Source organism: Candidatus Chloroploca asiatica (genome assembly GCF_002532075.1).
Classification (GTDB): Bacteria; Chloroflexota; Chloroflexia; order Chloroflexales; family Chloroflexaceae; genus Chloroploca; species Chloroploca asiatica.
Genome location: NZ_LYXE01000091.1, coordinates 32,002 through 43,756, shown reverse-complemented (window position 1 = coordinate 43,756; position 11,755 = coordinate 32,002). Strand labels below are relative to the sequence as shown.

Below are 11,755 nucleotides of genomic sequence, written 5' to 3'. Positions count from 1 at the left end.
AAAGTCTTTGAACGCGCAAGTAGGAAATATTGAAGAATTATGGGTAGGCTGAGGCACCCAAACAGCTTTGCTGTTTGGGTGCCTCAGCCTACCCATAATTGTTTAGCCTTGGCGTTGGCGCTTATGCCCGGACGACGGCGATCGTGCGTCCTTGCGGCGAGGTGGCCGCCTCCACCGTGGTGCGCTGGGCGATGGGTGGCACGCCGCTGCGGCGGTCGAAGATGACGAGCCAGCCGCCATCGAGGCCCAGCCCGGCTAGGTATTTGTCGAGTTGCGCCAGTCCTTCGTCGCGGGGGTCGGGCTCGCCGTCGCGCCAGACCTTGAGTTCCATGCCCATCGTGACGGGCTGCGGGCCGCCGTAGCGCAGGCAGAGGTCCATGCGTCGCGTGCCGATGGCGTACTCGCGGTCGAGCGATCCGTTGCCGTTGACGACGCGGTGCAGGAAGGGCATGAGTACCAGGTGCGGGGCAATCTCGTGATAGTGGACGCTGCCGAGCAGCGGTTGGCCGTGTTGGCGCCAGAAGGCCAGGAACGCGTCGAGCAGCTTGTCGGGGTCGAGGCTACCATCCGGCTTCAGCCACGCCGGGGCGATGTGAGGCAGTGAGTCGCGTGCCCCGCCCGCCAGCACACGTGGCAGCACCTCATGATAGATCGGATTGGCGATGACCAACCCGCCGGGGCCGTCGAAGCGACACAGGCCCAGGTCAACCACGAAGCGGATGTCATCGTGCGGCACATCGCTGATCGACCCACCGACGAGGATCGGCTCGATCACGCGGCGCACCCGCGGTTCGCGCAGCCGTTCCGCCAGGCTATCGAGGTGGGTGTCCTGGCGTTGGATCATCACCTCCTTGGCGGCGTCGAGGTGGGCAACCGTGACCGGTTGTGGTTCGTCCTTCAGGATGTCCTCGACAACGGTCTTGGCGAGGTCGTTGACCAGCCAGGGCTGGCCCTGGGTCAGCGCGAAGGCGTAGTCAATGACGGCGGACGGGAAGACCTGCCCGGTGTCGTCGGTGTGCTGCTGATAGAGCAGCGCCACCTCGTCGCGGGTAAAGCTGCTCAGCGTCATCGAGCGCGTCTTCACATTGAAGGGGCTGGCGGTGTTGAGGCGCTCGCTGCCGCCTGACGCGACCTTGTAATCGCGCACATCGCGCATCCCGATCAACGCCAGCGCTGCGGGGAACCCGGTTGGACGCCAGTTGTGGCCAGCACGGAGTTGGCGCAGCACCGAGATCAAGGTCTCGTTCTGCAGGGCGTCGATCTCGTCGATAAAGATCACCAGCGGACGTGGTGCTGTCTGCGCCCATGCCTGCAATGCTGCCCCAATGCGCGTTCCCGGTTCCGCATCTGGCCAGGCCGGGGGCTGAAGATCGAGCGGCATCTGGGCGTTGAGGGCCAGCCGCCAGTTGTTCAGGATGGCGAATTCCGCCGCGCCGGGGTCGTGGTTAAAGGCCGCCCCCACTTCGACCGAGACAAGCGCGGCGACGTAGGCCCCAGACGCCGTCAATTCCTGCGCCAGCGCGATCATCGACGTGGTCTTCCCCGTCTGACGCGGGGCGTGGATGACAAAATAATTGAAATCAGCCACCAGGCGCCGCGCCAGCGGGACGCGCGCTGCGGCGGGCAGCATATAGTGCAGTTCGGGCTTGCACGGCCCGGCAACATTGAAACGCCGTGGCATGAGGTTGCTCCTCGTCTTGTCTTGGGTCAAGTATACCATGCCCATAGCGCACTATAGGGAGGGACGACTGTTGGTGTCATGGTTTTCAAGAACACGTACCCGCTGCGCTGGCCTTTTTTGGTCGACCAGAGTATGCTAAACTGGGGATCAAGAATGCTAAAAAGGCCTACCATTGGAGCTTGCTATGCTGCGTACTCAGCTTGAGACTGCGATTCAGGTCGCTGAACAACGCCTCGTACTTGCGACCGGTGGGGCAAATGTCTGCCAACTGCAACGCGATGGCCGGGTGACCGGCGGTGTCAAGTACGATGAAGGCTGGCTTGTGGCGCTGGTGACGTTGCGCCGGAGCCTCCGCACCGAGGCCGAGGATGCTCAGGTTGTCGTCGAACAGCGTGCCATTTGGCAGGCTGCCCTGGCCGAACAACAGCAACGCATCCCCCCATCCCTGCCGTGGCTCGCCTATCGTCAGGGCGGCGTGGATGCGCTTGCGCAGTTGTCTTAGTACCAGTATCTTGCAAAGAAGGCGGTTGTTTTGACGCAAAGGACCAAAGGCGCAACGTTTTTCGCGTAGGTGAGCGTAACCCTTCGCGACTTCGCGGCTTCGCGTGAGCTTATTTGAAAGATACAATCCACCTCTGGATGCCCCTCATTGCACTGGGGCTCATCGCTATGGTTTTGTTGACCGCCTGCACCCAGGTGGGCATCTCGCCGACCCCGCAGCCCGCACAACGCACGCCTTCTCGCCTGCCTACCGGGACACCGACGACCGTTTCTCAAAGCACCGCAACGACCGTGCCCACGCTTCAAGCTGACATCGAACTGGTTGAATTGACCACCCCTGGAGTCCAGCCGAACTGGCCTGGCCCAGCGTGGCAGGTCGCTCACGAGGGCGATTTCAACGGTGACGGCCTGAACGAGAAGGTCTATGTGTTACCTTCGACCATCGTGCCCGATCAGGCGACGTTTGATCGCCCAGGCTACGATGCCTACTCCCGGGTTGCCCAGGAGGCGATGATCATTCAGGCGCAGGATGGCAGCCTGCGCATCCTGGCGACGCTTAGCCTGACCGAGGTTCGTTCGGAGGACCTGGTGCTGGCTCCGCTCGGGGGAGTCAGCGGTCGTCCAGCGGCTTTTTTCATCGCCACGCCGCTCGACGAGGCTACCCCGCTGGCGGCCATCCCGCTCGACGGTGATGGCATGGGTTACACACAGGGCTTTGGCCTGCGCTGGAATCCTGACACCAGCCAGTACCGTCTGGTCAGCGGCCCCGATGCCACCCCGCCCCAGCCTTAACCTCAACCCACACCTGCTGCGGTCGTGACAGGCGATGCCTTCGCGTGAGCTTCTTTGAACAGTAGTGGGCCTCGCACCGACCAGGATGATGGCTAGGCGGCAACCGTGCGGCGTAGCACTATACAGAGCAGATTTAGATGGTATAATCGCGGTATAGAACGGGTAAGGCTCATCTAGTCCGCTGAATCGCTGTCTAATTCGTGTTAGGCATCACACAAACAACCGCGGCTGCGGTCACGCTAAACACATATGCCTCAGTACCTTGGCTTGGTGTCGCTCGTGGTCCGGGACTACGACGAAGCCATTGACTTCTACGTACAAAAGCTGGGCTTCACGCTTGTTGAAGACACCTACCAGCCAGCCCAAAACAAGCGATGGGTAGTGGTCGCACCGCCGGGCGCAAAGGAGTGCCATCTCCTGCTCGCTCAAGCCTCCAATGAACACCAGGCCACGCGCGTCGGCGATCAGACGGGCGGAAGAGTCTTCTTCTTTCTGTACACGGACGACTTTTGGCACGACTTCAAAACCTACAAGGCGAAGGGTGTCGTCTTCGTGCGAGAGCCAAAGACGGAGAGCTACGGCACTGTCGCAGTCTTCGCGGACTTGCACGGGAACCAGTGGGATCTCATTCAACCCACTACAACTCCGGTGCCGAGTGATGCCTAACCCCTCGCTCAAGCTGACCAGCAACCTATGCCAAATAGCTTGCAAAGCTTCCGGGAAGCTGTCTGTCTGGCGTGCGTGCAAGACTTTTCGTCACACCCTGCACCTTTGCCCAGCGTAGCCGAAGCGTTGACGCCGACGGTCTGGGCGGAAGCGCAAGCATTGCGTTTTCCCATCCCCGCAGCCCACGACCCCGTGCAACCACCGCCCGTCATCGACCGCCCGCACCCGCTGCCAGCGGTGCGGGCAACCACGCTCGACGAGCGTGGGGAACGTACGCCGATCCTGATTTGAACCGCATTGGGACGAGGCCTCTTCGGTGCGGCGTGCATAGGGATTTCCGGTGGACAGCGGTGTGTACCTGATGAGGAAATCGGTTCGTTTTCGGTAACAAATTCATTTGTACTTATTTCTTAGAGATAAATCTAAGTGTACAAAAGCTCCTCTGATGCATACTATTTGATCAGCTTGAATGGTACGGCATGTCGTATCCTAGACACATGAGGGCAGGGTTTAGACTGCGAAGAAGTGGCCTCGCACCGACCAGGATCGTGGCTAGGTGGCACACGCGTCACGCTCGACACCGTTGTTGCTGCGTTTCGAGAGGGAGCTACGGCAGAAGAAATCGTGCAGCAGTATCCGTCACTCCACCTTGCCGATGTGTCTTGGGTCATTGGGTACTTCCTGCAGCACCGAGCGGACGTAGACGCCTATCTCGCAGAGCGTCAGCAACGAGCAGCGCTCTTGCGAGCGCACAACGAGGCGCAGTTTGACCCTGTTGGCATTCGCGACCGGTTACTCGCGCGTCGAGATCAACAAAGGTCATCATGCGATGCTATGTTTGGCTGCTGACGAGCATTTCAATAACAACATTGTTCGTGGTTTGCTTCGTCGCGCTCCCAGCCTGGATATCGTTCGCGTGCAAGATGCTGGTTTGTCGGGAGCAGATGACCCGACGGTGCTTGCATGGGCAGCGCAGGAAGGTCGAGGACTGCTCACGCACGATGTTGCGACGATCACCTGCTACGCGTATGAACGAGTACGGGCGGGACAAGCTATGCCTGGTGTTTTTGTGGCTCTTTCCTATGCTGTCACATGGTGACGATCTCTCATCTCTTTCCCTGCGGCGGGCGGCTGAACGGCAGGTCGTTGGCCTATCCTCATGCGTAAAGCCGCTGAGGATAGCGATTTTCGCGGTGGTCGGTTAGCAATAATGCCTGTAGCAGACTTGCGCGTACCATGCGCACGTCGTATACTACGTGTACTACACGTATACTCATTGCGCGGAGGGCATCATGCAAAGAAAATTGACCATTACCCTTGATGAAGATGTGTACGAAGGGCTCCATAAGGTCATCGGACGACGCAAGATTAGCCAGTTTATCGAAGCGCTCGTCCGACCGCATGTAACCATCACCGAGCTTGAGGCGGGCTATGCCGCGATGGCGGCTGACGAGGAACGCGAGACCGAAGCCCTGGAATGGAGTGAGGCGCTGATCGGAGACCACGCGCATGAAACGCGGTGAGGTATGGTGGGTCAATTTTGACCCCTCGGTCGGTGGCGAGATCCAAAAAGAGCGCCCCGCGGTTATCGTGAGCAACGATATTGCCAATCGGCTTCTCAATCGCCTGCAAGTCGTGCCGCTCTCGACGAAAGTCGACCGCTTATATCCCAGCGAAGCGTATGTGACCATCAATGGGGTGCAGCAGAAAGCGATGGCGGATCAACTGACGACGGTGAGGAAACAGCGGCTGACCAATCAGCTTGGGATGCTCTCCAAAGCCGATCTGCACGCGGTCGAGCGGGTCATCAAGATACAGCTCAATCTGTCATAAAGGACGAGCCGGACGCTCTCAACTGGTAACGCCCAGGCTGCAACCCAAGCGCCAGCCGCGTTGGGAAGCGCAGCGTCTGCGCGTGCGCGCCCGTCCGCGCCGGCGCACGCAGATGCAGGCCCGTCGTCCATTAGTACGCCCAAAAGCCGATGCTCTTTCCCCAACCAGCCGCCCAACACCGTATGCACTTGACGCCGTTGGCGCGGCCTCCAACCTGGGCTCAACTCACGCCGCCGCCAGCGTCCCCATGCTCGTCGTGATCTTCGACCCACCAGCGGCGTGGCTCAGCGGGATCGTTGGGTGGCCTATCAAACGCCGCCACCTGGAGAAGCGTCTCGATCGCACAGACGTTCGCTGCCACGACTATCACTCTATGGTACAATAGCCGTAGTGATATCGTCGTCGCGGAGGAAAGCTATGACGAATACAGCGATGCGTGATCACACAACCGTGGTGCGGACGAGCCGTGGTCTCTCAATTGCCGGCACACGGATTACCTTATATAGTATTCTGGATTATGTCCATGCGGGATGGCCAGCTAAATTGATCCGTGACCGGCTGAACCTCACTGATCAGCAAATAACCGACGCATTGGACTATATCGCCACCAATCAATCTGAGGTTGAAGCCGAGTACCAGCAGGTGCTCCGCGACGCGGAAGAGGTTCGGCACTATTGGGAGGAACAGAATCGCGAGCGCCTGGCTGCTATCGCTGCACTGCCCCCCAAACCGGAACAGGCTGCCATACGGGCCAAGTTGGCGGCAGCCAAAGCGAAACTCAACCAGCAATGATCACGGTGTTGGTTGACCATAATATGGAAGGGCAAGCCATCTTGCTCTGGGGCGCACTGGCCGTGGAAGGATGGCTTGCGCTCGTTCCCCTCCGGTTGGTGACCTTTGGTGAGGTTGGGCTGCCCTTCGATAGTGATGATCGAACCGTCTGGCGCTTTGTGCAAGCGCAGCGGATGCTCTTGTTGACCAACAATCGGAGTATGAAAGGGCCGGACTCGCTGGAGCAAACGATTCGTGAGGAGCGTACGTCCACCACACTCCCGGTGATTACGATTGGGAGTCTGGATCGCCTTGACGAACAAGCGTATCGCGAACATTGTGCCACGCGCCTGGTGGAAATCGCGTTGGATTTGGATGCATACGCCGGAGTAACGCGATTATTCATCCCGTAAAACCTGGGGCGTGGCAGGCTAACATCGCGTTCCAGCCGACCGGCTGGATCGGGGCGATTTTCGCAGCCAGAAGCGGAGAAAACGCTATACTGATCTATGAATGTTGTACTCCTAGCCGACGGCTGAACGCTGGTCGTTCGGCGGCACAGTGTGAGCACCTCGCGAATTGGACTCGTGCTCTTGGCGCCAGACGGCGAGCGGCTCATCGCGTATCGCGAACGGAGGACACCATGGGACTCTTGACCTTCAGTATCAACGTCACCCTGGACGGCTGCGTCGACCACCAGGAAGGAATCGCCGACGACGAGACACATGCCTTCTTCACCCGCCTCATGGACGAGGGCGGGGCGATGCTGTGGGGCCGTGTCACCTACGAACTGATGGAGAGCTACTGGCCAGCGGTCGCCCGCGGCGACGCGGAGGCACCGCCGGCGCTGCGCGAGTGGGCGGTCAAGCTGGAGGCCAAGCCGAAGTACGTGGTGTCCTCGACGCGAAAGGACTTCCCCTGGACTAACAGCCACCACATCGCCGGCAACCTGCGCACGGGCGTACAGACGCTCAAGGACGCGACCCCGAACGGCGTGCTCCTCGGTAGCAGCAAGCTCGCGACCGAGCTGGACCGGCTGGATCTCATCGACGAGTACCAGGTACTCGTCCACCCCAGGATCGCCGGCCACGGCCCGACCCTGTACGAGAGTGGGCTGCCCAGCACGCGACGGCTCGAGTTGATCTCGGCGAAGCCACTCCGCAGCGGCGCGGTCGCCATGCACTACCGGCGCGCGCGCTGACTCGGAGTGGGATCATCAAGAGGAACGCGATCAGGCTATCGCCCGTCGGCGGGAACGCGTTGAGGAACTGCGCCGCATGACTCCGCCTGCTCCCGTGATCGCACGCCGCACAGCACCGCGCTCACCCCCATGCCGCTCAAACTATCCATGGATCATCATGTGCACGCTGGGCTTACGCCTGCGCCAGGGGGATGTCCTCACGGCCTCCGAAGACCAGACCCCCACCGGAAATCCCATACGGATCCTGCACCTTGAGCGCGTCGACTTCGCTCAACGAGGATGATGTGGCGGCTTCGCGCCACATGAATCCTTAGCTCGTTGGGCTGCCTTTCATCGAAACTTTCCTTAACAAGGCTACAAGATTCGTGTAAAATAGTATGTAACTTGGAGGGCCGTCTCAACATAAAGGCGTTACAATGGATTGGCTGTTTTCTGAAGCGGGAGTAGGATGGATTGTTGCCATTGGCGCACTAATTGGCTGGATAAGCACATATATTCGACGCGAAAGACCGTCAAGGATTGTCATACAAGAACTTGAAACACTACAATTGTTAGATATTCATCCCTCACAGCAGGGAAAGATCGTCATACAATACACGGACAATAGCATAGCCCATCCAATTCGTAATTTAGTACAGAAGAAAGTTGTTATTTACAACTCGGGAACCCAGGATATTGTCGAGCCTGTGACTTTTTCTGTGCCTATTAAAGGCGGTGATGAAAGTAGTGTCGGAATTTTCGGATTCGTCAAAGCTATTTCGGAAAACACGGAATTCACTATGGTGCCAGAAAAATCTGATAACGACCAGATTGTCAATTTTAAAATTACTCTAGAGCATATAAATTCTGTGCATAAGCACGGGAATCACATCACGGTCTTCTTTTTGACAGAAGAATTCTTTGATTTTAACACAAATCGTTTAACAGGAAAAGGATGGTCGATTCAATTTGCCAAAAGGAAACGCTTGAAAATGCTGCGGGATATCGCAGACGCCCTGTATTTTTCATTCATTGTTATTCTTGGATTTGTCTTTTTGGTGTCATTGGTGGTGATTCTATACACGCCATTATTGCCGGTAATTCAAAGCAACTTCAATATCTCCGAAGACAATCCGATATTTGGTGTTATCGCATTAATAATCTTTGGCATTCCATTCTTTACGATGCGATTACTATATGAAAATACTAAATTTAAAGCCACGAGATTTATTGCCGATAAAATATCCGTTCAAGTTCTTAACTATCCACCTCTAAATTCGATAGAAGACATTGTCTTGAATTGATGACACGCCATTTCTGTCGTTCTAGCGTTATTTGTTGCCGGTCATTATCTGGCAGGCACTAAAGCAGCCCAACCAAGCCTTGCATCTGACGCCGCTGGCGCGTCCCTAACCTGGGCGCGATCTACACGCAAACTGCCACGGCTTATCGGCGTGGGTCGGGTTCGCGCAGGCCACTGAGCTTGAAGACGGGTACAAGTTCCTGGTGTCCTACCGAAGGCAGTCGTACACTGTTTGCTGGCAGCCGGTTCGTGCCGCCGCCCGTCTCGCCTCACACGCCCGTCAGCGGCGCAGCTGAAGGCTAGGCGTTGGGTGGCGCTCTCAGGCGTAGCGCACGTACGACCCTGATTTGTCCGGTACGTGCTCCAACGCGACCTGCCCAACAAGCGCTTCGTATGGCGGATCTTTGTGCACCAGGATTGCTTGTTGCCGCAGCGCACACGCCGCAATGAGCGTCTCAGCGAGCGCCAAACGATAGGTCGCTTTCAGCCGCGCCGCCGTCAGTCACAGCGCCTCCGCCAACTCCCAAAGATGTGTGACCGGTCACGCTTTGATGCGCGCGTCGCGCCGTTCCGCCTCTGCAACCCTGCGTTCGTGTTGGGTAAGGTAGGCCACCTCGCGTGACCACATCCACGGGATGATCACCGATGCCGTTCGCCGCACGGCTTCGACTCGTTCGGCACCTGGCTCGCCCTCAATCAGGGTGAGGATGGCTGAGGGATCCAAGACATACGGCTGATGATCCCTCACGTGCGCGATCCTCCTGGCGCCGCGTCAGCAACTGATCGTTCGCGTGCAAGATGCTGGTTTGTCGGGAGGAGATGACCCGACGGTGCTTGCATGGGCAGCGCAGGAAGGTCGAGGACTGCTCACGCACGATGTTGCGACGATCACCTTCTCTGCGTATGGACGAGGACGGGCGGGACACGCTATGCCTGGTGTTTTTGCGGTACGTCGAAGCATTGCGCTCTCTGGGTCACTACCCTTTGCGCTTTTGCGCCTTTGCGTCAAAAGCGAGGATGCGTAGCTGGCACGGGTGTGGGTGGGTAAGCGTTCAGCTTTCTCACGTTACGTGAGATTCCATTCTCTTCTCAAGTTACGCGAGACCCGACACTCACGTGGGAAACCCTAACCCTCGCTCGCGCATGCTGACATAACGCCCGCGTCCGATGACCAGATGGTCCAGGACTTCGCAGTCAAGGAGTTTGCCGGCTTCGACGATCTGCCGCGTAACGAGGATGTCTTCGGGGGAGGGTGAAGGGTCGCCGGACGGATGATTGTGCGCAAGAATGAGTGCGGCGCTGTTGCGCCGGATGGCTTCTTTGAAGACTTCGCCGACACGGATCATGGCACTGTTCACCGAGCCAATGTAGATCGTGGTGATCTGTTGCACCCGATTTTTGGTGTCGAGCAAGACGGCGCGTAGGTGCTCCTGGTCGAGGTGGCTCATTTCGAGCATCAAGAGCGAGGCGGCGTCGGCGGGTGATTTGATCTGGAAGCGGGTGTCTGGCCCGGTGAGCAAGAGGCGTCGTCCGATTTCGAGCGAGGCTTTGACGGTGGCGGCTTTGGCGGCACCAAATCCGCGCCGTTGGCAGAGATCGTTATATTCTATGCGCAACAGACCCGGCCAGCCTTCGCATTCCACCAGGGTTTGCTGCGCAAGTTGCAGGACGTTGAAGCCGGGGATGCCGACGCGCAACAAGATCGCCAAGAGTTCGGCGTCACTCAGCGCCGTCGGCCCCAGTTGCGCCAGCCGCTCGCGGGGCTGATCCGTTTGGGGCAATTCTTTCATGCGTAGCCGATACTGATCCATAGTCTCTTTCCGATGCAGCGAGCGCAGGGTGTTGCGCCTTGCCTATGTACCGTATTGACAGGCTTTTGGATACGGGGAAGGGACAGGTTCAGCGTAGCCCTGGAAGGGTTGTGACGTGCGTTGCTAGCGCAATGAGAATTGGTATAATACCATCCTTCAGACACAAATCGTCTAGGAATCCTATCGAACGAAGGATGTGAACAATGGCTTCACCCTCTGCCACCAGGCAAGCAAGTGGCTTTGGTTTCGACCCGGCGTATCTGAGTACGTTTGAAAGCAAACTCTTTGTCGAGGGGCCTTTGCGCCAGCGACGGTTGTTCAACTTTTTCGTGTTGCTGCTCCTGGCGACCCTGATCGCGACCTACGGTCTGCTCTCCTCTTCGACCGCAACCGTCATCGGTGCGATGATCGTGGCCCCGCTGATGGGGCCAATTATGGCAACTACCGCTGCCGTGGTGATGGGCTCATTGCCGCGCGCCCTCGCGTCATCTGGCTTGGTCATTCTGGGCGTGTGTAGCGTGATCTTCACGGCTTTTTTGCTCGCGACGTTTGTTCCCGACGGTGGCATTGCCTTTGCAAGCAATAGTGAGATCACATCGCGCATTCAGCCCGATCTCTATGCTCTGCTCACCGCCCTGGGCTCAGGGGCGGCAGGGGCTTTCATTATTTCACGCGATGAGATCGCCGACTCGATTGGTGGGGTCGCCATCGCGATCTCGCTTGTACCACCGCTCTGCGTCGTCGGAATCGCCCTCCAGCAGGGTGAGTTGAACGCCGCTTTGGGCGCGCTTGTGCTCTTTCTGACCAACTGTCTGGCGATTTTGCTCGCTGGTGGGGTTGTTCTCTGGATGGTTGGCCTCGGAAAACTGGCCGCCGCTCCCAATCAGATCCAGTTGCGGCGCAAGGGCTTTCTGGTCTTTGCGGTTGGCATTTTGATCATTAGCCTGCCCCTGACTATTACAAGCTACGAGGCTCTTGATCGGCGTCTGACCACCAATAACGCTACGAGTACCGTCAGGGACTGGTTGGAGGGTACGACGTATGAGGTGATCGCGGTCAGCATCAGTGGGGATCGGATCTATGCCACCATCGAGGGAAGCGGCTCGCCTCCGTCGGCCCAGGCGCTCGCCGAAGAACTGGCTACCACGCTCCGTCGCCCGGTCAATCTCAAGTTGCGTCAGATCAGCACCGAAGCGGCCGCTGCGCCAGGGCCTTGA

General features: G+C 58.3%; 17 protein-coding genes. 13 read left to right on the top strand and 4 right to left on the bottom strand.

Annotated elements, in window-relative coordinates; translation table 11 throughout:
• Positions 1-121 precede the first annotated feature (121 nt).
• A complete protein-coding gene (locus A9Q02_RS12205; protein ID WP_097653368.1) occupies positions 122-1,681 on the bottom strand; it encodes an ATP-binding protein in 1,560 nt (519 codons plus the stop codon).
• 184 nt (positions 1,682-1,865) lie between these two features.
• Between A9Q02_RS12205 and A9Q02_RS12200 the strand changes: the two genes are divergently transcribed.
• The 8 genes from A9Q02_RS12200 (at position 1,866) to A9Q02_RS12165 (ending at position 5,473) form a co-directional block, all read left to right on the top strand.
• Complete coding sequence (locus A9Q02_RS12200) at positions 1,866-2,183, top strand: hypothetical protein (RefSeq protein WP_097653367.1); 318 nt, start codon at positions 1,866-1,868, stop codon at positions 2,181-2,183.
• 113 nt (positions 2,184-2,296) lie between these two features.
• Entirely contained in the window at positions 2,297-2,974 is a 678-nt protein-coding gene (locus A9Q02_RS12195) for a hypothetical protein (RefSeq protein WP_141508863.1), read from the top strand.
• 249 nt (positions 2,975-3,223) lie between these two features.
• Entirely contained in the window at positions 3,224-3,640 is a 417-nt protein-coding gene (locus tag A9Q02_RS12190; protein WP_097653365.1) for a VOC family protein, read from the top strand.
• Positions 3,641-3,667: 27 nt separating this feature from the next.
• Positions 3,668-3,931 carry a hypothetical protein gene (locus tag A9Q02_RS12185; protein WP_097653364.1) on the top strand — a complete coding sequence of 88 codons (264 nt, stop codon included), beginning with the start codon at positions 3,668-3,670 and terminating at the stop codon, positions 3,929-3,931.
• A 234-nt stretch (positions 3,932-4,165) separates the two neighbouring features.
• Positions 4,166-4,489 carry a DUF433 domain-containing protein gene (locus A9Q02_RS25190; RefSeq protein ID WP_097653363.1) on the top strand — a complete coding sequence of 108 codons (324 nt, stop codon included), beginning with the start codon at positions 4,166-4,168 and terminating at the stop codon, positions 4,487-4,489.
• Positions 4,407-4,739, top strand: a complete 333-nt coding sequence (locus A9Q02_RS12175; RefSeq protein ID WP_216361505.1) for a DUF5615 family PIN-like protein — start codon at positions 4,407-4,409, stop codon at positions 4,737-4,739. The genes A9Q02_RS25190 and A9Q02_RS12175 overlap by 83 nt, the downstream gene beginning before the upstream one ends.
• 193 nt (positions 4,740-4,932) lie before the next feature.
• Positions 4,933-5,163, top strand: a complete 231-nt coding sequence (locus A9Q02_RS12170; protein WP_097653362.1) for an addiction module antitoxin — start codon at positions 4,933-4,935, stop codon at positions 5,161-5,163.
• Positions 5,150-5,473 (top strand): type II toxin-antitoxin system PemK/MazF family toxin, encoded by a 324-nt coding sequence (locus A9Q02_RS12165; protein ID WP_097653361.1) that lies wholly within the window; start codon positions 5,150-5,152, stop codon positions 5,471-5,473. The genes A9Q02_RS12170 and A9Q02_RS12165 overlap by 14 nt, the downstream gene beginning before the upstream one ends.
• A gap of 220 nt (positions 5,474-5,693) precedes the next feature.
• On the opposite strand, the gene A9Q02_RS24250 is transcribed toward A9Q02_RS12165, so the two are convergent.
• Complete coding sequence (locus A9Q02_RS24250) at positions 5,694-5,834, bottom strand: hypothetical protein (RefSeq protein WP_172450914.1); 141 nt, start codon at positions 5,832-5,834, stop codon at positions 5,694-5,696.
• Positions 5,835-5,890: 56 nt separating this feature from the next.
• Here A9Q02_RS24250 and A9Q02_RS12160 point away from each other — a divergent pair, with 56 nt between their 5' ends.
• From A9Q02_RS12160 to A9Q02_RS12145, 4 genes are all read left to right on the top strand, one after another.
• The gene (locus A9Q02_RS12160) at positions 5,891-6,265 is read left to right on the top strand and encodes a DUF433 domain-containing protein (RefSeq protein WP_097653360.1); all 375 of its coding nucleotides are present in this window, start codon (positions 5,891-5,893) and stop codon (positions 6,263-6,265) included.
• Positions 6,262-6,657, top strand: coding sequence for a hypothetical protein (locus A9Q02_RS12155; protein WP_216361504.1), 396 nt, complete (start codon positions 6,262-6,264; stop codon positions 6,655-6,657). Before A9Q02_RS12160 ends, A9Q02_RS12155 begins: the two co-directional genes overlap by 4 nt.
• Before the next feature lie 230 nt (positions 6,658-6,887).
• Positions 6,888-7,445: a dihydrofolate reductase family protein gene (locus A9Q02_RS12150; protein ID WP_097653359.1), complete on the top strand. Its 558-nt coding sequence runs from the start codon at positions 6,888-6,890 to the stop codon at positions 7,443-7,445.
• 416 nt (positions 7,446-7,861) lie between these two features.
• Positions 7,862-8,728 (top strand): hypothetical protein, encoded by an 867-nt coding sequence (locus A9Q02_RS12145; protein WP_097653358.1) that lies wholly within the window; start codon positions 7,862-7,864, stop codon positions 8,726-8,728.
• Positions 8,729-9,268: 540 nt separating this feature from the next.
• Here the strand turns inward: A9Q02_RS12145 and A9Q02_RS12140 are convergent.
• Positions 9,269-9,475, bottom strand: coding sequence for a PIN domain-containing protein (locus A9Q02_RS12140; RefSeq protein WP_097653357.1), 207 nt, complete (start codon positions 9,473-9,475; stop codon positions 9,269-9,271).
• 364 nt (positions 9,476-9,839) lie between these two features.
• On the bottom strand, positions 9,840-10,538 hold the full coding sequence (gene radC, locus A9Q02_RS12130) for a RadC family protein (RefSeq protein ID WP_097653355.1): 699 nt from the start codon (positions 10,536-10,538) through the stop codon (positions 9,840-9,842).
• Positions 10,539-10,741: 203 nt separating this feature from the next.
• Here radC and A9Q02_RS12125 point away from each other — a divergent pair, with 203 nt between their 5' ends.
• A complete protein-coding gene (locus tag A9Q02_RS12125; protein ID WP_097653354.1) occupies positions 10,742-11,755 on the top strand; it encodes a DUF389 domain-containing protein in 1,014 nt (337 codons plus the stop codon).